Consider the following 19,848-nt stretch of genomic DNA (forward strand, 5'->3'; position numbering starts at 1 on the left):
TGCACCGGGGGAGTCGGCAGCGGTCCGATCGGCCACCAGCCGGGGCGACCTCCGGCCCTGCAACTCAGGTCACTCGGCGACGATCCGCCAGTGGGCCCCGCCCTGCCGCATGACGCGCTCGCCGCCTAGCACCGGCTACCGCGCCGGCCGCGAGCGCGCTGTACGCGCCGGTCTCGGACCGCGTCCAACCCTCGTCGATGCCGAGTCAACGCCCCAGTGGCGCTGGTGCTGTGATGCTGGCTCATGCCAAGCCACCGCCGTACCGCCGGGCCGGCCCCGTACTGCGGGGCCGGCGCTGGTCGGGCAGCACCATCAGGCTGCCGGCTCATCGTGCCGCGGCGGTGTCTGCCTGGCGGTGTGTCAGCAGACGCTGTCGGTGGGTTTGGGGTTGTGGAGGCCGAACAGGGGGCGCAGGCGGAGGCCGATCCAGGTGCCGGCGAGCGCGGCCACGCCCCAGAGCCAGCCCGAGAGACTGCCGGAGGCGATCCCGGCGAGGTAGGCGCCGATGTTGCAGCCGTTTGCCAGGCGGGCGCCGATGCCCAGCAAGACGCCGCCGAGCAGCCCGGCCACCGCGGTGCGCCACGGGATGTGGCGGTGGAGCGTCCACGCGCCGCCGGCGGCTGCCGCGAGGGCGGCGCCGACCACGATGCCGATGTCGGTGAGGCTGTTCTTGTCGGTCAATACCGGCCCTGAGAGGCTGGCTGCCGAGGCGGGCTGCTGCCAGAACGCCCAGGTTTCCGGGTGGCCGCCGAGTGCCTGCACGATCTTGGCACCCCACAGCCCGAACGCACTGGTCACGCCCCATGCGCCACCGGAGACCAGCAGCACGCCCGTACCCAGTACCGCCAACACCACGGCCCCGACCCACAGCGGCCACGAGCCACGCACGATCCGCAAGCCGCCGCGCGCGGTGGGCACCGCTCCGACCGGCGGCGGGTTGCGCCGTCGCTGCACGGCCAGCGAGATCGCCACGACCACGGCGAGCGCCGCGATGGTGATCGCCCATGACCCGGCCCAGCCGACGTGGTCGGAGAGCAGCAACGGCTGGAAGGCAGGCAGGTTGTCGACCAGCGAGTACTGCCAGGTGTACAGGGTGGAGCCGATCACGAATCCGACGAGGGTGATCAGGACCGACGTCTGTCCGGAACCGACTGCGAAGAGCGTGCCCGAGGCGCAGGCGCCACCCAGTTGCATGCCCACGCCGAAGAGGAAGGCGCCGAGCAGCAGGGAGACCCCTAGCGGCCCGGCGGTCGGCGCCGGCTTGCTGCCGAACAGCCCCGTCCCGGTGCCGATGACCAGTGCAAACAGCGTCGCGGTCGTGCCGAGTAGCAGCGCGTGGGCGCGTAGCCCGGCGCCGTTGCCGACTCCGACCAGCTGCCGCCAGGCGCCGGTGAAGCCGAAGCGGGAGTGGAAGAGCGTGAAGCCCAGCCCGCTGCCCAGCAAGAGCAGAACGCCGGGCTTGGCGCCGTGGGCGGCGAACACCCAGACGGCCAGCCCGACCAGCACGATCAGGGCGATGACCAGCGGTATTCGGTTGACCGACGGGGCGGACGGCGCGGCGGGCGGGGGCGTGGTGGTCCGGCCGGCCAGCGGGGCGGCACGCCGGGCCAGCAGGGTGTTGAGAGCCATGTGGGATTTCTCCGAGGGATCGAGTCAGTACGGAGCGTAGGAGACGGGAGGTGAGGGCAGTGGCTGACGAGGCGTCAACATCTGCTGGCCGTGATCCGGACGAAGTCCACGACACGCCGACTCACCAGGAGCAGGGTGCCGCGATACATCGGTCCCTTCCTCCCTGGTCATCGGCGTCGGCGTACTGAATCGTCGACATTGAAACGTGTAAGCAATGGATCAGTCAAACCCGCCTCACGTCCTGTCAACCGTCGCGTCACGCAGGTGCGATGTCGAGGACCGGCGGCAGACGAGACTGATCCGAGTTGTGCAGCAGCGTGGACGGCGCGTGCTTAGGCCAGCACCGAGGGCGCGCATCCCGTACGCAAGGAGCTGGATCGCAACGCTGTTGCGCAGGCGCAGTCCGTATCAGACCAACCCGCTCTCCTGTACAGCGCGAACCCGCGCTCGATCCAGGCTGCGGTCTGTTCGACTTCGGCAAAGGGTCCGGCGCCGAGGGTATTCGTCAGCGGGTCGCTGAACATTTCGCGCAGTCCGCTGTGTCGCCGGGCTGGAAGCAGTGCAACTGCAGTAGTGTCGTTTCGATGGCAGTCCGCATGCGTTCCCCTGCCCAATTCCAGCGATGCGAGCGGCTGTTGGTTGTCGGCGCCTGCTGCCGGGCGGACAAGGGAATACGGGGGCGCCGGCGGAAACCGTCCGTGTCTCCTGTCTCAGGCCGGTTTCTGTCGGCGCACACCCAAACGTGGCCTGTACGCCAACGACGTAGGCCAATGGAGCCCCGGGGGACGCTCGCGCAGAGGAACCGTTGTAGGCAGAACCCGGGAGTCACCGGAGGTCGGCTGAGGGTGAGGCCTGTCGCCGGGAGAGGGCCAGCCTGCGTTTTTCTCGGTCGATTTCGGTGACGACGACCGAGACCTCGTCACCGACCTGGACGACACTTTCCGGAGTGTCCGGAGGCATCGATGCGAGCTCTCGAAGATGGACCAATCCCTCGATCCCACCTGTGACCTGAACGAACACGCCGAATGGGACGAGCTTGGTGACCTTGCCACGTAGCGTCTGGCCCACCGCAATGCCGTCGACGAACGCCTGGAAAGCGTCCGGCTGCGTTGCCCGCAGAGACAGCCTGGCCTCTCCGTTCCATGTGTCGAACTGGAGGAACACACACAAGATGTGCTGTCCGACCTGAACGACGTCCGAAGCTGCTTCGAAGTGCCGCCAGGACAGCTCGGGGATCGTGATGAAGCCGACGCCGGGGAAGACCGGGTGGTCGGGGCCGTCGTCCAGCGCCACGAACACGCCGAACCGCTCGATCGCCGTGACCGTGCCGGAAAGGATCTCGCCGCGGTGAAGTGATCTCAGGAACGCCCACAGTTCCGGGTTCCCGGTGGCGGCCATTGATAGCCGGACTCGGCCCTCGTCCAGATCCATCGCGATCACCTCCGCAGTGATCCGCTGGCTGACCGCAGGAGGCTGACGCCAGGACAGTTCCAACGGTCCAACTGTCCCCAGCCGTCGCGTGGAGAATCCGTCCAGGGTCACCGCTGCCCCTCGAGAACGCTTGACCTCCGTGATGGTGCCGCTGCATAGATCACCAACGCGGATCGCTGCCAGAACTCCCGGGAAGCCTGATCGTCCGGAACTTCGCCCATGCCGTCCAGCTTCCCATGAGGAGCCGTGCGCCAACCCGCGATAAGGGCAACCGCCTGCACGTGCTGAGATTGGCGGGCCCCGGCCGCGTCCCCGCGGCCATGGCAGGACGTCGAAACCATGCCGGCATGCTCCCGTCGATCCGGCCGGCCAGCCGGTCCGCCGACCAACGCGGGTGCCGGTGACGAGGGAGACCGCCAAGGCCGCGAGCCGATCGTTCGCCGAGGTCAGATGCCGGATCGGCCCCTCGATCATGGCAGCTTCCCAAGCTGATGGCTGCCATTGCTTTGTGTCCTCGGAACACGTCGGCAACGTTGGCGGGTGACAGGGGTCGCGAGCCGGGTCTGTCGGCGCCGAGAGGACCAGATCGACGCCCTGCTGTGGGCCGGCGTTGACCGCGACCACATCCACGTCGATACCGCGAGCGGCGCGAAGGCGTTCCGCCCGAAGCTCGATCTCGTCACGCAGCTGCTGCTCGAGGGCGACACGTTGAAGGTCACCCGGCTCGACCGGCTCTCGCGCTCCGTCCTGCACCTGGTGACCCTCGGCGCCGAGCCGCGCGAACGCGGCATCGGGCTGCACGTCATCGAGCAGGGCATCGACACCTCCACGATGGAGGGCCGGGCGATGCTCGGGACACTGTCTGTACTGGCAGAGTTCCAGCGCGAACTGCTCGTGGCGAACACCAACGACGGGCTCGCCTCCGCACGGGCCTGAGGCCGGGTCGGCGGACGCCGGCCCAAGCTTACCGAGGACCAGGCCGCGCTCGCCCAACGGCTCTACGACGAGCGGGAGAAGACCGTCCGGCAGATCGCCGACATGTTCGGCGTGCCGAGGTCGACGGTGTACGGGCACCTCGAGAAGACCAAGACCGTCCCCCGCCAGCCGAAGAGGACCACGGTCACCAAGCCCTGACCTCTCCTTTGCACCTGGGGCCAGAGAGAGGAGTCCGGGGGCCATATGGCGCCGCCGATCACGAAACCAAACGCCGCTAGAGTGCTAGCATCCTAACCATGGCCGCCGAGAGACAGGTAAAGCAGTTCAACGTCTACCTGCCCGTCGACCTCATCCGCGAGGTCAAGCATCACGCTGTCGACACTGAGCGATCACTCTCCGCGATAGTCGAGACGGCCCTGACCGAGTATCTCCAGCGCGTCGCAACCGCCGGGAAGGAGAGCATGCATGACGACTGACGGCATCGAGGGGTTCCTCGTCGAGACCCGCAACTACGGTGCGACCGCCGCGTTCTGGAAGTCGCTCGGCTTCGAGAACGTGTTGGAGACCGACCACGGCTCCGGACACTGGTCCCATCCGGCCGGAGGGCCGTACGTGTTCATCGTCGAACAGCACGAACGCGAGCTCGCCACCCACCCCGTGCTCAAGGTGGCCGACGCCGAGGCCTTCGCGCCCGACCGCACTCCGGAGTTCGCCCAGCCGTTCACGTCGACGCACTGGGGCGTCCGACAGGCGCTGGCCCGCGACCCCGACGGGCGGATCGTCGCTCTCGAAGCCCCACTCCCCGACGGCAACGACGGCGCGGAAGGACACCACCATGGCTGACGAACGGCGCGTCTCCGACCAGCACGAACCCGACCACACCGCTGTGCGCGTCGCCCTGTGGCGTGCCCTTCACGTCCAGGCCGACGCCCCGCCCCACGTGCTCAACGACGAGATCGGGCTGAAGCTCGCCGACCCCGGGCAGAACTGGCGAGAGCGCGGCGACATGACCATGCCGGGCATCAGCGGCGTCCGCGCGTCCATCGTCGCCCGCGCCCGCTTCATCGAGGACCTCGTCGCCGAACGCGCCGACGCCGGCGTGGCGCAGTACGTCATCCTCGGCGCGGGCCTGGACACCTTCGCTCAGCGGCGCCCTGAACTCGCCTCCCGCCTCAGCGTTTTCGAGGTCGACCAGCCAGGCACGCAGGCGTGGAAGCGGCAGCGCCTGGCCGAACTCGGCTACGACATCCCGTCCTGGCTGACCCTGGTGCCCGTGGACTTCGAGGCCGGCGACTCGTGGTGGGAGCGGCTGACCGCCGCCGGGTTCGATCCGCAGCAGCCGACGGTCGTCGCGTCGACCGGCGTCAGCATGTACCTCACACACGAAGCCAACACCGCGACGCTGCGCCAGGTCGCCGCGCTTGCACCTGGCTCCGTATTCGCCACGACGTTCCTGCTGCCGCTCGACATGCTCGACCCGGACCAGCGGCAGGTCCAGGAGTTCTCGATGCGCAACGCCGCCGCGTCGGGCACCCCGTTCATCAGCCTGTACTCGCCTGACGACATGCGGCAAGCAGCCCTGGAGGCGGGGTTCACGAAGGCTGTGCACGTATCTCCCGACGACCTGGCCGCTCGGTACTTCGCCGACCGTCACGACGGCCTGCGCCCGCCCAGGGCCGAACAATTCCTCGTCGCCGAGGTGTAGCTCTCCGACGACGACGCAACGCCGGAGGCGACTCTCAGCTGAACGGCATAATGCAAACCCGGACGGAGTCGGTGGCGACCACATTGCGGCGTCCGGTCCAGCAGCAATGGCTCGATCAACGCCCACTGGCCATCGGTCTGGCCCCACGAACGCTCACATCAAGCGACGATCAGATCCATTGATCGGTAAGCGGATGGCTTTCTTAGCAAGCGCAACAGGTGTGGCGGTATTGCTAGCCCGGGTGATCGCCGACGGCTACCAAGCCTGCTGTTTGGTCAGCCGCAGCAGGGGCTCCACCACAGGCCGCGTCCGGGCCGGGTTCAGCTCTCGGTGGCGATGCGCGTGGCGTCCCGGGGTGTGCGGGTGGGGCTGTCCAGAGAAGCGAGCAGGCGCAGACGTTCCTCGGAGTCAGTGCCGGGGCGGGCGTGGTAGGTGACGAGGGTCTGCCCTGCGGCGCCTGGGATTAGCAGTTTCTCGTAGTGCAGTTCCAGGGTGCCGACCTGGGGGTGCTGCAGCAGGCTGGTTCCGGTGGCCTTGTGCTTGACGTCTTGACGTGCCCAGAGCCTGCGGAAGCGTTCACTGCGTAGGGAGAGTTCGCCCACGATTTCGACGAGGCGGGGGTCCTCAACGTCCGCACCGACGACGGAGCGTAGGTAGGGGACGATCCGTGCGGTCATGTCCTCCCAGTCCGCGTGCAGCTCTCGCAGTTCCGGTTCCAAGAAGGCGGCGAGGATGCTGTTGTGACCGGGTGCGTTGAACGGTGAGAGCGCGATGGCGAGGCGGTTGGCGGCGAGTACGTCCATGTAGGTGCCGTGGACGTAGGCCGGGGTGAGTGGCCACGTGTTGATCAGCGTGCGGATGCCGTCGCTGACTCTTTCGACCTGGACCTGTCGCTGCCCGGCGACACGGTCACCACCTAAAACGGCCAGACACCCGGGGACACCGTTTCCTCACGCGCAGACAATCGCGTCACCCAGCTGTCCACACGGCCGAAACCGCTTTCCGTCAGGAGCTAGGGGCTTGACCCCTGTAGCGTCTCTGATTGGCTTAGCGATCCCATGGGTTGCACAGGATCAGAGCGCTGAAAACCGCTCCATGCCGCCAATCGCCTTCGTGCCCTGGTGCCGATGGGCAAAGCCGTCGGCCCGCGTGACACGTCCCTCCGGACGCTGGCCGGTCAGGCAGGTACAACACCTGGCCGGGGAGGGTGCCCGACGTCGCCTGGGCGCCGGACGTGCGCGTCACACTCTGCCACACAGCACCACTACGGTTGGCTAATCCAACTGGTGAGCCTCCTGGTACCGCGCCCGGAGGACCCCAGCCAGCAGGGCGCGACGGCTCCACCGCGACGTACAACACGATGCACAACGTGCTCTCAAGACCGAGGACAACGCCTCCGCGCCGCTATCACACCAATGGCCCAGCCCAGGGCCCTTACCTCACGCAGAACCGCGATCATCCGACGCGAACCCGCAGCCCGTGACTGCAGATGCGGCCCTCGGCGTACAGGTTCCCCGCCGGCCCCATCCAGGAACCCACGAACCCGCCTCCGCCATGGGCGACATCCCCGTGGCTCAACCTGACGCGCGCCGCTGGCCAGCCCGCGTGCAGGGTGGCGGGAGCTACCCGTACAGGCGGGAGTCAGAGCGAGGCTTCGGCCAGCAGTTCCCAAGGACGGGTGTGCCCGATGTGCAGATCGGCCTGTACCGCGGGGTACAGGCCAATCGAACCGGCACCGCGGTGGGCAGGACACGCTGCGCTGCGAACCAGGAGCGCCAACCGGCATGCCCGACCCGCTCCGACGCCTGATGACCATGGAGGTGGGTTCCATGAGCACGCCGACATGTTCGCCGGTCAATTCACACAACGAGTGGGACCCCCTGGAGGAGATCATCGTTGGGCGTCTGGAGGGCGCGACGATCCCCTCCAACCACCCGGTCGTGTCGTGCAACGTCCCACCATGGGCGGCGTGGGTGCAGGGGCTGGCCGCCGGCTTCCGGTATCCGCGCAGGCTGATCGAGCCGGCCCAGCATGAGCTCGATCAGTTCATCACACTCCTTGAGTCCCTCGGCGTCACGGTCAGGCGCCCGGACCCGGTCGACCACCAGAAACGCTTCGGCACCCCCGACTGGTCCTCGCGCGGCTTTTGCAACACCTGCCCGCGGGACAGCATGCTCGTGATCGGCGACGAGATCATCGAGACCCCGATGGCATGGCCGTGCCGCTATTTCGAAACCCACTCCTACCGCCCGATCCTCAAGGACTACTTCCAACGCGGCGCACGCTGGACGGCTGCACCGAAACCGCAGCTCACCAACGAACTGTTCGATGCGGATTTCCGTGTCCCCGAAGCCGGCGAGCCCGTGCGCTACATCCTCACCGAGTTCGAGCCGGTCTTTGACGCGGCGGATGTCGTGCGCGCGGGACGCGACCTGTTCGTCACGCGGAGCAACGTCACCAACCGCATGGGCATCGACTGGCTGCGCCGCCATCTCGGACCCGGCTATCGCATCCATGAGATCGACAGCCGCTGCCGCACGCCCATGCACATCGATACGACGTTCACTCTGCTCGCGCCGGGCAAGGTGCTGGTCAATCCGGAATACATCGACGTCGACCGGCTGCCCGAGGTCCTGAGTTCGTGGGACATCCTGATCGCCCCCGAGCCCAACCCGATCGACGACCGCCTGCTGAAGATCACCTCGATGTGCGGCAAGTGGCTCAACATGAACGTGCTCATGATCGACAACAAGCGGGTGATCGCGGAGCGGCACCACACCGACATGCTGCGCGCACTCGAGACATGGGGGTTCGAGCCGATCCCGTGCGACCTGTTGCACTACGCGCCGTTCGGCGGCTCGTTCCACTGCGCGACACTCGATGTACGGCGTCGCGGCACGCTGGAGGCGTATTTCCCTTGACCGGCCCCGAAATCGTCTCCCTGCCAAAGGTCCGGTGATGGCGCCCTTGACTTGTGGCCTGGAACTCGTTCGGCAACCCGCAGGGGAACCAACCCGCCGACTGTATTGCGGGTCCTCTCGGCGTGATCTGCGTGTGGGATGAGTACATCAGCCGAGCTGGGGTGCGTCAGCGCTCTGCGGGAGGGTTTCCGCAGTCAACTCGTCTACTGTGACCGCGTAGGTTCGCCGGATCGGTGGTCGCTTCGTTCAGCCTGGGAGCGAGCCAAGTGCATGTTTTTCTGTGTCGTGGTGTCGCCAAGAAAAAAGATTGCCTCGAGGCCAGAGTTCACGTTGGCTGGGCAACATGGCTGAACTGCGTACCGATCGCCTCACCCTCCGTCGATGGCGTGACTCCGACCTTGAACCATGGGCGGCGATGAATGCCGATCCTGAGGTTCGGGAGCACTTGGGCGACCTGCTTACCCGCGAACAGAGCGATGCCTCCGTGGCGCGGTTCCAGGCCGAGTTCGACCAGCGAGGCTACGGGTGGTGGGCGGTTGAGGTGCTGGCCACGGGTGAGTTCATCGGCTTCGCGGGCTTGGACCAGGTGGATGACGGCATGCCGTTCACTGGAGTGGAGATCGGCTGGCGGCTCGCCCGCTCGGCCTGGGGCCAGGGCTACGCCACCGAGGCCGCGCTGACAGTCCTGGCCTACGGCTTCGACACTCTTGAACTTCCCGAGATCCTTGCTGTGACAACGGCCACCAACCTCCGCTCGCAGGCGGTGATGCGCCGAATCGGCATGACGTGGGACCCGGCCGACGACTTCGACGACCCCACCGCGCCCGAAGGGCTACTGCGTCCGAACGTGCTGTACCGCATCGCTCGTAGTGCGAGGATCTGACGTTTTCCGCTGCGGCGCTTGGTCAGGCTGCGATTGCGAGGGGGCTTCCGCCTCAGCGGATGCCCCCGTGGGAGGGATCATGGACGGGGCCCCGCTGCACCGCACCAACATCGACCTGGACGGAGGCACGGCGATGGCGCGTCTCCCCTGAGGCGCCGCGACTGCCGCAACCCGGGAGGCGTGCCCGCTACGCGCGCCGGAAAACCAGGTGCGTGCGGCCGCGACTGTCACCTGCCGTGCCGGGCATGCGCGTCGTTTTCACTAAAGGTCCCGGTACGAGTTACGACATCGCCGTGCACCGCGAGACCGGTGCCGCGCTCGCCCCGCGCAACGGGCCCGGCGGGCATCCGTATCTCCCGCACGACCTGGTGCACTTCCTCGTCGAGGCGGAGGCGGGCATCAAGCTCGGGGTCTACGGGCGGCTGGCCGCCGGTGACAACGGCCTGTTCTGGCCCGCCGACCCCGCGGAGCGCGCCAAGGCCGCCCGGCGCCGCAAGTCGAAGCGAGTGACGTCGTCCCCCCAGGCGAAGGCCGACATGGCCAGGTCGGAGGAGCTGGCAGGCATCGCCGTACCCGTGTGGGAGGTGCGGCACGGCCACGCGCGGGAGCTGCCGGCGTATGTGACGGCGGGGGAGATCCCCCCAGTGGTCGACCGGATCGTGTCCCGGTTCGACGACTACGCCGACCGCTGGCATACGCTGCCGGTCGGAGGTTCGCTGATGCTGACATGGTGACGTCGGCTCAGTCCGCTTAGTGGTCGGCTGCGGAAGTCCTTCGGGGTTGATCATGATGGTGCTGGGCGGAGGATTCTTCTTGTCGGTCGAGTGTCTGGCGGCCGAGCCGGGCTAGCAGATCGTCCAGGTCGGAGGTGGTGAACCTCCACTGGAACGGCTGTGCCGTGGCGTTGTAGCGGTCTTCGAATGATCGGAGCCGGTCCCGGACCTGGATCAGGTCCGTGAAGTCGTTGGGCGAGACGACCTTGCGCTGGACGATGGAGAAGAAGATCTCGATCTGGTTCGTCCAGGAGGCGTGGACGGGGGTGTGGACCAGGACCGTGTTCGGGAACGCTGTGGTCAGGCGGTCGATGGCTTTCTTCCCCCGGTGGGAGGAGCCGTTGTCGACGATCCAGAAGACGCGTCTGGCACTGGCGTAGGGCTCGGTGCTCATGATCTGGGTGACCAGGTTCATCAAGGGCACGATGCCGGTCTTCGGCTCGCAGCGGCCGAAGACCTTCGCCTGATGGACGTCGTAGGCGGCCAGGTAGGCCAACGCGCCGCCGCGGTCGTATTCGTGGTTGACGCGCATCGCCCGGGCCTGCCCCGGCGCCAGGGGCGGGTGGCAGCGGCAGCGCGCCTGAATGGAGGTCTTCTCGTCGCTGGAGATGACGTACTCGTCCTCGCCCAGCGGGACGCCCTCGAAGGTACGGGCGTACAAGTCCAGGACCCGCTGGGCCGTGGCGCGGAAGTTCGGGTCGCGGATGAAGATCCAGGACCGGTACTGCCAGGGCTTGATCGCGTCCTGGTGCAGCCAGCGGCGCACCGTGGACGCCGAGATGCTGTCGGTGATCCCGCGCGCGGTCAGCTCGGCGGCCAACTCCGGGCACGACCAGCGCGAGAGCGGCACGCCGGTCTCGGTGGGGAGTTGACAGGCCAGTGCCTTGGCCTCGGCGACCTGCACGGGGGTGAACCGTGCGGGGCGCCCGCTGCGCTTGCGGTCGGCCAGGGCCGGCAGCCCGCCGTGGGCGAAGCGGCCGCGCCAGGTCCGCACGGTGTCTATGTGCAGCCCGGTCTCGCGGGCGATGGTGCGTTGGAGCACCCGCGGGCCGCATACAGCACGACGGTGGCGCGTTGCCGGGCCTGGTGCTCGGTCTTGTGACCGTAGGCCGCCTTCTTCAGTCGGTGCCGCTCGGAGGCGGCCAGGACGATTGGACGGGCGGCGGCAGCGGGCATGTAGACAGGCCGATCACGAGAAGTGGATCACGACGGGCCGTAGTCTGAGGTCCTTTGGTCCTGCGAGCGTCGGGCAGGATGGCGGCCCTGCCCACGGCCTCCGCTTCAGCGGCACTCAACACAGGGGGCCCTCGGCTTTGGTGAGTTGCAGGCTCGCCTGCCACAGGCGCAGTCGGGCCTCGCTGTCGTATGCCTGGGAATGAGCGCGTGCGTCACGGGTGCGGTCGTAGAAGCGTCCGGTGGTACCGGCGAGTGCCGGATCGGTGACGAGCTGGCGGGTGGCGGTCACTCCTTCTTCCAGTGTGTCGATGCTGTGTCCGACCTCGGCGAGGACGATCTTGGTCGGCATATAGGTTGCGGGGTGCAGGCTGTTGACCGTGACCTCGTCGGCGGGCAGGCGTGCGGCGAGTTCGAAGCCGGACGTGATCTGGGCGAGCTTGCTCTGGCCGTAGGCTCGGATGCCGTCGTAGTCGCGCTCCAGCATCAGATTCTCGAAGTCGAGCGGGTGCTGGCCGATGGAGGCGACGTTGACGATGCGGGCCGGCGCTGACGCGCGCAGCAGCGGCAGGAGTTCGAGGGTGAGCAGGAAGCCGGCGAGGTAGTTGACGGCGAAGCGGAGCTCGTGGCCGTCGGCGCTGGTGCGGCGGGTGCGGCCGTCCGGTTGCCCGCCGCCGATGCCGGCGTTGTTCACCAGGACGTCGAGTCGGTCCACCGATGCGCGAATCTCAGCGGCCATGCGGCGGACCTGGTCGAGGTCGGCGAGGTCCGCGGTCACGGTCCGGGGCCTGGATACGCCGCGGGCCGCGAACTGGTCTGCGATGCGGTCGAGTTTGGCCTGGTCGCGGCCGTGCAGGATCACGTCGGCGCCGTCGGCTGCCAGGCGCTCTGCCAGGGCCAGGCCGAGGCCGTCGGTGGCGCCGGTGATGAGGATGGTGCGGGGAAGGGTCATTGCTGGTCTCCCAGGTCGATCGCTGTGCTGGTCGGGGGTTGTGCAGCCTGCGTGAGGGTGGCCGCGAGGTCCTCGACGAGGTCGTCGCCCATGGGCTGGCGCGTGGCCAGGAGGCGGTACCACAAGGTGCCGAACACGATGTCCAGGACGGTGGACGCAGCAGGACGGGGCGGCAGGTCGCCCCGTGTCCGGGCCCGATCGAGGACCACCTGGAGCGCGTCGCGCCGACGCTGCAGAAAGGCACTACGGAAGAGTTCGCCGAACTCCTCGTTGATCTGGGCCTCCGCCATCAGGACGCGCAGGATGTCGACAACACGCTGCTGGCGGCTGAGCCGGAACGTGTCCCCCAGGAAAGCCCGTACGTCGTCGGCGTAGGAGCCGTGGTCGGCGTTCGTGACGAACAGATCGGCTTTCACTGCGAGTGCTTCGAGGAGAACGTGGGCCTTGGAGGGCCACCAGCGGTAGATCGTCTGTTTGCCGCATCCGGCGCGGTTGGCGATTCCTTCGATCGTCAGGCCCGCGTAGCCGACCTCGCCGACCAGTTCGAACGCCGCGACCAGGATCGCCATCCGGCTCTCCTCGCTGCGCTTGCGTCCCGGGCGTGACTCCGAGGGGGGTTGCTTGTCCATGACCATGGAGACTAGCTTAATGCGAGACGCAGCGGTTCGAAATAAGGAGACGCCATGTCCCAGCGCACTGCCCTCGTGGTCGGGGGAACGTCCGGCATCGGGCTCGCAACGGCCCGCCTGCTCCAGGCACGTGGCGCAACGGTGCACATCGCCGGCCGCAGCAAGGAGCGCCTTGACGCCCTTGCCGTCACCGACGCCGAACTGGTCGGGCACCGGGCCGACGCCGGAAACCCTGACGAGATGAGCGCACTCGCCGAGGCGACCGGCAGCATCGACTGGCTGGTCCTGGCGGCCAGCGGAAGCGAAGGGCCGGGGGCGGTAGCCGATCTCGACCTGACGATGCTGCGACGCGCGTTCGAGGCCAAGTTCTGGCCCCACGTCACCACGATCCAGGCGGTCCTATCGCACCTCACACCGGACGGGTCTATCACCCTGCTCAGCGCCATCACCGCGCGGACCGGCATGCCAGGAACCGCTGGCATCGCCGCCCTCAACGGCGCCGTCGAGGCCCTGGTCAAGCCGCTGGCCGCGGAACTCGCTCCGATACGGGTGAACGCCGTCTCTCCCGGGCTCGTCGACACGCCCTGGTGGAACGGCCTGCCGGAAGACGCCAAGCGCGAGTATTTCGCACAAACTGCCGCCACGCTGCCGGTCCGCCACATCGCCTCGGCACAGGAGATCGCCGAGGTGGTGGCCCTGGCCGCCACCAATGCCAACCTCACCGGCACCATCATCGAGACCGACGGGGGCGCGCGTCTGGTCTCGCTCGGCTGACCCGCTCACCGCGCCGTGGTGTCCTGCCCTGCCGCCTCACCTCGGCAGGGCAGGAAACCGACACTCAAAGCCCAACACCGGGGTGGCCCCGGAAGCAGTTCACGCTCGGCGAAGACCTTCTTGGCGACGAGGGTGGGCGTTGATGGACCGTGGCATCGCGCAGTAGACGGCCGAGTGCAGCAGCACTTCGGCGATCTCGGAGGTAGCAGGCCGACGTTGAGCGCGGCGTTGATGCGTACTTCGAGCACGATCTCACAGCCGCCGAGCGCGGCGAGCCGGGGTGATCAGCGGCCAGTCGCGCAGCAACCAGTACCACCGGCAAGACCGAATGATCAACCCCCGAAGGACTTCCAGGCGAGACCACTTAGTGACGAGCAGCGATTACCCGTAACCGCCCTGCATTCGTGAGATCGAATAATCGCAATAGGTTGCTGCGAGATGCTCGTGCGTGCCGGAGCGCAGCGGCCACCATACGCTGGACACGCTCGGGGCACACCACGGAGGTCCGCCACGCCCCGCCCCGTCTGCTCAGGCGCCATCTCGTTTCGCGCCGCTGTCGCCGCCGCCCGCTGGGCCATCGGACTGCCTATGTGTGGGGCGCCAACGGCCCCTCGGGCTTCGACTGCTCGGGCCTCATGCCCTCGGGCCTCATGCAGTGGTCGTACGCGCAGGCGGGCGTCGCGCTGCCGCGCACGTCGCAGGAGCAGCGTTACGCGGGCCGGCGGGTGTCCCTCGCCGAGGCCCGGCCCGGCGACCTCGTGGCCTACCGCTCGGACGCCAGCCACATCGCGATGTACGTGGGCAACGGCCGGGTCATTCACGCGCCCTACCCCGGCGCCCCGTGCGCTACGACCCCGTGGCGATGATGCCCATCTCCTCGGTGACGCGGGTCTGCGCCGCTCCTTCCCGGCGTCACGCCGGTCCGGCTTGGTCATTCTCCGAACTACTCCAGGACCCCTGCTACGCCATGGCAGCTGTAGTTCTTGATCGAAGAGGTATCTGCGCTGCCTTCAGATGTCGACAAGACCAGACAGCCGTCAGGACGTTCACCGCCCGACAGGGTCTAGGGACCAGCTCTCCGCCGCAGTTGGGGCAGGTGTGCTGCTGCATGGCCTCGCTGCACGGCAGGCAAAAGGTGCACTCATACGAACAGATGCGTGCTGGCGCGTCGTGCGGCAGGGCCATGGTCGTGCAGCGCTCGCATCGCTCACGCATCTCCAGGGCCATGGTGCTTCTCCTCTCCACGCAGGCATCGCGACTCGACGACCTGCAGATCTCATCCTTCGCACACACGACGGACGCGAAAGCACCAGGAAGGACAAGAATCAACGTGATCGGGCCACCAGTCCGCACGGACACATCTACAGCTGCCGTGACTGTTGAGGGTGGGAGGGATTGGGGTTCGACGTGGGCGCGGATGCCGTGCGCTGGGCTTTTCTGAACTAGCTGTTCAGGCGCTGTTTAGCTCGCGCGTCACCGTTTCTTCCGTCGAGTAGGCAGGCCGAGATTCACCGGTCCGCCGAGGAGTGCGGCGTCGATCTGACTGATCTTGGACTCGGCGCCGGGCAGGCTGGCGCGGAGCCCTTCGATCTCGCCATGCCGGCCCTCCCGACGTGCGTGTGCGAGGCACTCGCCAACGCGGGCGGGTGCGGTTCGTTTCGAGTGAAGCTCGCGATCAAGCGGTGAGGTCGTAATCCTGCTGGTCGGGGTGGGTAGAGGCGCGGGTGCTCGTGGGCGGCGTGGAACCGCTCGGTTCCTCACGTACCCGCCTGCTCCGCGCTGGACGCGGCGAGAGCACAGCGCCCGCCGCGACCGAATGTTCCCGGCAGCAGAACGGCTACAACCGGCCCCGTGAGGCGGCTACCGTAGGGGCGGATGAGCAGACCGGAAGGGCGGCAGCGCGGGATGACGTCGACGGGGGACTTCGAGACCTTGGTGCAGCGGTACCGGCCGGAGCTGCTGGCGCACTGCTACCGGATGCTCGGCTCGGTCCACGACGCCGAGGAACTCGTGCAGGAGACGTGTCTGCGGGCGTGGCGCGCGCGGGACCGTTACGACCCGTCGCGTGCCTCCCTGCGGACCTGGCTGTACCGGATCGCCACGAATGCGTGTCTGACCGCGCTGGACGGGCTCGGCCGCCGCCCCATGCCCTCGGGTCTGGTCACCGAGAGCGAACCGCTGCGCCCGCTCGTCCACGGCGGGGAGGCAACCTGGTTGCAGCCACTCCCGGATAGCCTGCTCGGCCTGGGCGCCCCGGCCACCGCGGCGATCGACAGGGGCAGCCTGCGGCTGGCCTTCGTCGCAGCACTGCAATTGCTGTCACCGAGAGAGCGCGCCGTCCTGATCCTGCGCGACGTGCTCGACTACCCGGCGGCGGAGGCAGCGGACATCCTGGAGACCTCGGTCGCGGCCGTAAACAGCTCGCTGCAGCGGGCTCGCGCCCGGATCCGGGCCGCGGGAGTGCTGCAGGAGCAGGTCGCTGAGCCTTCCGACGCAGAGCAACGGTCGTGGGTGGACCGGTACATGGCGGCCTTCGTCCGGGCGGACATCCAAGGGCTGCTGCAGGTGGTGACCGAGGACGTCCTCATGGAGATGCCGCCCATGGTCAACTGGTTCACCGGCCGGGAGAACTACGCGAGCTTCATGGGCTGGGTATTCGCCAAGGCCGGCAAGGCCTGGCGGTTGCTGCCGGTGCGGGCCAACGGGCAGTCCGGCTTCGCCGCCTATCGGCGCGGGGACGCCGGCGTGTTCGAGCTGCACACCCTGCAGGTGTTCACGGTCACGGCTGGCGGCATCAGCCGTATCTCGGTCTTCCAGCACGCCGACGTGTTCGCCGCCTTCGGCTTGGCGCCGAAGGTCGACGGCTGATCCGCCCGCACCTGTCGGGCGGGCCCGCCCGACAGGTGCGGGCGGACCCGGGCAGGACTGACTCTCGATCAGCTATCGGACTTGACCGGGCTGTTGTGGTAGGCGGCGATCAGCCAGGCGTCGTCACGCTTCTCCAACACCCAGGTCGCGTACACGATCCGGTCGGCGGGAACCTCGGACTCGCCGGGGAAGAGGATGCCGGCCTCGCTCACGACGATCGCGCCGTCGCGACCCAGGAACCGAATCCCCAGCTGCCGGTTGGTCGTCGTGGTGCCCTTCAGGAAGGAGGCGAACCCCGCCGCCATGCCCTGCCGAACCTCCTCGCGGGATGCGCGGTAGGAGCCGGGCATGATCGCGGTGGCCTCCTGCGTGTAGTCGGCGACGAAGGCGTCGGCGTCGCCGGCGTCCCATGCCTTGTAGAGGCTCTCAAGGACGGCAGTGATCGCGGCCGTGTCGTTTGCGCGGTTGTCGGACATCGTTCTCTCCAGTCATTGCACTTGGTCGGGACCGAAGGGGCCCGTGAGTACATACCGGCGTCCCTTTCGGAACTCATCGCGCGAACCTCAAGATCTTCTCTTCGGAGCGCAGTCCCCTCTGCACCGTCGGCCTGCCGGCGCTTGAAAGCCGACGGGAGGGCGTGGACGATGCGGACGGGCTGTGTTCCGGGCTGCTCCTCTCTACCGTGGTGGTGGAGGAGGGTGGCGGATGGGCTCGCTGTTTGAGGAGTTGGAAGCGCGCGAGGTGGCTGCCCGGGTGCGGGTGGAGGAGTTGGAGGCCGAGGTCGCCGAGCTGGCCGGGAAGCTGGAGCTGGCCCGGGAGAGCCTGGAGCGGTTGCGGATCGCGCGGGAGACGGTCGCCGAAGTGCTCGCGGAGATGACCCCGGAGAAGTCGGCGGCGGCCGTCGATGCTCGACAGCCGGCTGCGGGTGAGCGGCTCGCGTCGGCGTATGCGGGGGCCGAGCGGCAGGTCATCGGGGTGCTGACGGTGCCGAACTGGCAGCCCGGGATGGGTTCGGAGGTCCTGCCGCGCGCGTATCGGGACATCCTGGAGGTGGTGGCAGACGCGCCAGGGCCGGTCCGCGCCAAGCAGATCGTGCCGAGGATCGGCCTGCCGGCCGAGACCGGGAAGATCGAGGGCACGCGGTCGAAGTTGAAGCGGCTGGTGGAGCGGGGCTGGCTGGACGAGGACACCCCGGGGATGTTCACCCCGGCCCGTCGCCGGATGGCTGCTTCGCCCAACTCCCGTTAACAGCAGGGCTCTTCCGCGCCTACATTCGAAGGTGCGACCCATATCGAAGCAGGACGGGAAGAGCCCCGGAGATGAAACCGTACGACACTCATGCCACCACTGACCCCTTTGCGCGCTCGGTCAGCGCCTTCGAGACCCTGATGTGCACCTTGTCGGGCAGCGATACGAGCGCGTGGACCCACGCCGAGCTGGAAGAACGCCTCGACGTGGCCGGGCGGGAGCTGTTGCGACAGCTGCTGCAGGACCATCTGGACCTGCGCGCGAGGCTGGAGGAGGAAGAGGTCCGTGGCAGCGGCGGGCCGCCCGTGACCGGGCCGGAGGGGCAGGTGCGGCCCTGGCGGGAGACAGGACACTCGCGTTGGCTGGCCAGCGTGTTCGGACTGGTCCGGGTCACGCGAGTCGCCCACCGGGGCCGGGGCCTGGGCAATGTCCATCCCGCCGACGTCGCGCTGTCGCTGCCAGCTGGCCGGCATTCGATGGGCCTGCGTCGGCTCGCGGTCACCGAGGCCGTCCGCGGCTCGTTCGACCAGGCGCACGATGCGGTCGAGCGCCGCTGTGGGAAAGTGCTCGGCAAGCGCAGGCTGGAAGAGCTCGTGGTCGCCGCCGCGGTCGACGTCGACGACTTCTACCGGACCAGGATTCCGGTTCCGTGCAGCCGCGAGATGCCGTTGGGGGTCCAAGTGGACGGCAAGGGCGTGGTCATGCGGCCCGAGGCTCTGCGCGAGGCCACCCGCCGGGCCGCCGCGAAGGCCGCGACCAGTCATCGCGGCCGGCTCGCGCCGGGCGAGAAGCCGAACCGTAAGCGGATGGCGACCGTGGCCTGCGTCTTCGACACCCGCCCGGCTCCCCGGCGTCCGCACGATGTGATCCACCCGCCCGGCGGGCGCAGCGGCGAACGTCCCGCTCGCCCGGGGCCGAGGGCGGAGAACAAGTGGTGCACCGCCTCCCTGGTCCGTCCGCCCAAGCAGGTCATCGCCGATGCCTTCGACCAGGCCGAGGCGCGCGACCCGAGGCATCTGCGGCCGTGGGTCGTCCTGGTCGACGGTGCCCGTCACCAGCTCGACCTGATCACCGCCGAGACCGACCGACGCGGCGTCACGGTGCACGTGCTGCTGGACTTCGTGCACGTCGCCGAGTACGTCTGGGCCGCGGCCCACTCTTTCCACAAACCGGGCACCACCGAGGCCGAAGCCTGGGCAGCCGACCATCTGACCGCGATCCTCGCAGGCCACGCCGCCCGCACCGCCCACGCCATGACCGCACAAGCCACCCGGGAGCGACTGCCGACCGCCCGGCGCGAGGCCGTCGATGCCTGCCACCGCTACCTGACCGGCCACCTCGACCAGCTCCGCTACGACACGGCACTTGCGAGCGGGTGGCCGATAGTCACCGGCGCGGTCGAGGGCGCCTGCCGCCACTTGATCGCCGACCGCCTCGACATCACCGGCGCCCGCTGGGGCCTGCCCGGAGCCGAAGCCGTCCTGCAACTGCGTGCCATCGTCTCCAACGGAGACCTCGACCCCTACTGGCGCTTCCATACCGCCCGCGAGCACGAGCGCCTCTACCCCAACCAGCAGAACTGCGCCCTCACCGCTTGATCGCGACCGTCACTCGAAACGAACCGCACCCAACGCGGGCAGGCCCGCGTGCTGCTACATGTGGTACCGAGGCAACGGACGCCCGCCGATGGACCAATGCCACTGCGAATGCGCCGACGGCACCGGCCAGGGCGTCGCATGGTGCGGATGCTGAACATGGCGAACACCGCCAAGACCGGCACGAACCCACGCATCAACGGGTTCCGCGCCGACTGCGCGACCCCCTGCCCTAGCTTGATCTTTAACGTCCGACGTCGAATGGTGCGTCGAACTTGATCACCCGGTTCGGTAACTGCCGTACACGGAAGCGGCCTTCGTCTGAACATGT

At 68.2% G+C, this 19,848-nt stretch carries 19 protein-coding genes and 3 pseudogenes; 13 read left to right on the plus strand and 9 right to left on the minus strand.

The features are described from left to right. Positions 1-360: 360 nt before the first annotated feature. Positions 361-1,629, minus strand: a complete 1,269-nt coding sequence (locus ABT009_RS25550) for a YeeE/YedE family protein (RefSeq protein WP_351299292.1) — start codon at positions 1,627-1,629, stop codon at positions 361-363. A gap of 825 nt (positions 1,630-2,454) precedes the next feature. Beyond that, complete coding sequence (locus ABT009_RS25555) at positions 2,455-3,123, minus strand: S1 RNA-binding domain-containing protein (protein ID WP_351299295.1); 669 nt, start codon at positions 3,121-3,123, stop codon at positions 2,455-2,457. A 477-nt stretch (positions 3,124-3,600) separates the two neighbouring features. Between ABT009_RS25555 and ABT009_RS25560 the strand changes: the two genes are divergently transcribed. From ABT009_RS25560 to ABT009_RS25580, 5 genes are all read left to right on the plus strand, one after another. Continuing rightward, positions 3,601-3,996 carry a recombinase family protein gene (locus ABT009_RS25560; RefSeq protein ID WP_351299298.1) on the plus strand — a complete coding sequence of 132 codons (396 nt, stop codon included), beginning with the start codon at positions 3,601-3,603 and terminating at the stop codon, positions 3,994-3,996. Positions 3,997-4,098: 102 nt separating this feature from the next. Continuing rightward, positions 4,099-4,194 (plus strand): hypothetical protein, encoded by a 96-nt coding sequence (locus ABT009_RS25565; protein WP_351299301.1) that lies wholly within the window; start codon positions 4,099-4,101, stop codon positions 4,192-4,194. Positions 4,195-4,292: 98 nt separating this feature from the next. Continuing rightward, complete coding sequence (locus tag ABT009_RS25570; RefSeq protein WP_351299304.1) at positions 4,293-4,472, plus strand: ribbon-helix-helix domain-containing protein; 180 nt, start codon at positions 4,293-4,295, stop codon at positions 4,470-4,472. Beyond that, entirely contained in the window at positions 4,462-4,839 is a 378-nt protein-coding gene (locus ABT009_RS25575) for a VOC family protein (RefSeq protein ID WP_351299307.1), read from the plus strand. The genes ABT009_RS25570 and ABT009_RS25575 overlap by 11 nt, the downstream gene beginning before the upstream one ends. Continuing rightward, positions 4,832-5,701 carry a class I SAM-dependent methyltransferase gene (locus ABT009_RS25580; protein WP_351299309.1) on the plus strand — a complete coding sequence of 290 codons (870 nt, stop codon included), beginning with the start codon at positions 4,832-4,834 and terminating at the stop codon, positions 5,699-5,701. The genes ABT009_RS25575 and ABT009_RS25580 overlap by 8 nt, the downstream gene beginning before the upstream one ends. Positions 5,702-6,021: 320 nt before the next feature. Here ABT009_RS25580 and ABT009_RS25585 read toward each other — a convergent pair whose 3' ends face one another. Next, positions 6,022-6,630: an MmyB family transcriptional regulator gene (locus ABT009_RS25585; RefSeq protein ID WP_351299351.1), complete on the minus strand. Its 609-nt coding sequence runs from the start codon at positions 6,628-6,630 to the stop codon at positions 6,022-6,024. A gap of 855 nt (positions 6,631-7,485) precedes the next feature. Between ABT009_RS25585 and ABT009_RS25590 the strand changes: the two genes are divergently transcribed. The 3 genes from ABT009_RS25590 to ABT009_RS25600 all read left to right on the plus strand — a co-directional run bounded on the left by ABT009_RS25590 (position 7,486) and on the right by ABT009_RS25600 (position 10,239). Beyond that, on the plus strand, positions 7,486-8,622 hold the full coding sequence (locus tag ABT009_RS25590) for an amidinotransferase (protein WP_502989952.1): 1,137 nt from the start codon (positions 7,486-7,488) through the stop codon (positions 8,620-8,622). Positions 8,623-8,965: 343 nt separating this feature from the next. Beyond that, positions 8,966-9,505: a GNAT family N-acetyltransferase gene (locus ABT009_RS25595; protein ID WP_351299312.1), complete on the plus strand. Its 540-nt coding sequence runs from the start codon at positions 8,966-8,968 to the stop codon at positions 9,503-9,505. 245 nt (positions 9,506-9,750) lie between these two features. Continuing rightward, entirely contained in the window at positions 9,751-10,239 is a 489-nt protein-coding gene (locus ABT009_RS25600; protein ID WP_351299315.1) for a hypothetical protein, read from the plus strand. 16 nt (positions 10,240-10,255) lie between these two features. On the opposite strand, the gene ABT009_RS25605 is transcribed toward ABT009_RS25600, so the two are convergent. The 3 genes from ABT009_RS25605 to ABT009_RS25615 form a co-directional block, all read right to left on the minus strand. Continuing rightward, positions 10,256-11,320, minus strand: a complete 1,065-nt coding sequence (locus ABT009_RS25605; protein WP_351299318.1) for an IS630 family transposase — start codon at positions 11,318-11,320, stop codon at positions 10,256-10,258. Between the two features lie 249 nt (positions 11,321-11,569). Then, positions 11,570-12,403 carry an SDR family NAD(P)-dependent oxidoreductase gene (locus ABT009_RS25610; RefSeq protein ID WP_351299321.1) on the minus strand — a complete coding sequence of 278 codons (834 nt, stop codon included), beginning with the start codon at positions 12,401-12,403 and terminating at the stop codon, positions 11,570-11,572. Then, positions 12,400-13,032: a TetR/AcrR family transcriptional regulator gene (locus ABT009_RS25615; RefSeq protein WP_351299324.1), complete on the minus strand. Its 633-nt coding sequence runs from the start codon at positions 13,030-13,032 to the stop codon at positions 12,400-12,402. The genes ABT009_RS25610 and ABT009_RS25615 overlap by 4 nt, the downstream gene beginning before the upstream one ends. Positions 13,033-13,086: 54 nt before the next feature. Here ABT009_RS25615 and ABT009_RS25620 point away from each other — a divergent pair, with 54 nt between their 5' ends. Next, positions 13,087-13,806, plus strand: a complete 720-nt coding sequence (locus ABT009_RS25620; protein WP_351299327.1) for an SDR family oxidoreductase — start codon at positions 13,087-13,089, stop codon at positions 13,804-13,806. A gap of 5 nt (positions 13,807-13,811) precedes the next feature. Here ABT009_RS25620 and ABT009_RS25625 read toward each other — a convergent pair. Beyond that, positions 13,812-14,081, minus strand: a pseudogene (locus tag ABT009_RS25625) (carboxymuconolactone decarboxylase family protein); the annotation flags it as partial. A 271-nt stretch (positions 14,082-14,352) separates the two neighbouring features. Between ABT009_RS25625 and ABT009_RS25630 the strand changes: the two are divergent. After that, positions 14,353-14,698, plus strand: a pseudogene (locus ABT009_RS25630) (C40 family peptidase); the annotation flags it as partial. Positions 14,699-14,859: 161 nt separating this feature from the next. On the opposite strand, the pseudogene ABT009_RS25635 reads toward ABT009_RS25630, so the two are convergent. Further along, positions 14,860-15,033 (minus strand): annotated as a pseudogene (locus ABT009_RS25635) (DUF1272 domain-containing protein); the annotation flags it as partial. A gap of 648 nt (positions 15,034-15,681) precedes the next feature. Here ABT009_RS25635 and ABT009_RS25640 point away from each other — a divergent pair. Next, positions 15,682-16,674: an RNA polymerase subunit sigma-70 gene (locus tag ABT009_RS25640; RefSeq protein WP_351299330.1), complete on the plus strand. Its 993-nt coding sequence runs from the start codon at positions 15,682-15,684 to the stop codon at positions 16,672-16,674. A gap of 68 nt (positions 16,675-16,742) precedes the next feature. On the opposite strand, the gene ABT009_RS25645 is transcribed toward ABT009_RS25640, so the two are convergent. Continuing rightward, on the minus strand, positions 16,743-17,150 hold the full coding sequence (locus ABT009_RS25645) for an SgcJ/EcaC family oxidoreductase (RefSeq protein WP_351299333.1): 408 nt from the start codon (positions 17,148-17,150) through the stop codon (positions 16,743-16,745). Between the two features lie 229 nt (positions 17,151-17,379). Between ABT009_RS25645 and ABT009_RS25650 the strand changes: the two genes are divergently transcribed. Together ABT009_RS25650 and ABT009_RS25655 are read left to right on the plus strand one after the other, a co-directional pair. Then, complete coding sequence (locus ABT009_RS25650) at positions 17,380-17,922, plus strand: hypothetical protein (RefSeq protein WP_351299336.1); 543 nt, start codon at positions 17,380-17,382, stop codon at positions 17,920-17,922. A 71-nt stretch (positions 17,923-17,993) separates the two neighbouring features. Further along, entirely contained in the window at positions 17,994-19,520 is a 1,527-nt protein-coding gene (locus tag ABT009_RS25655; RefSeq protein ID WP_351299339.1) for an ISKra4 family transposase, read from the plus strand. Positions 19,521-19,848 lie beyond the last annotated feature (328 nt).

It is taken from the genome of Streptomyces sp. NPDC002896, assembly GCF_040295225.1.
GTDB lineage: Bacteria > Actinomycetota > Actinomycetes > Streptomycetales > Streptomycetaceae > Streptomyces.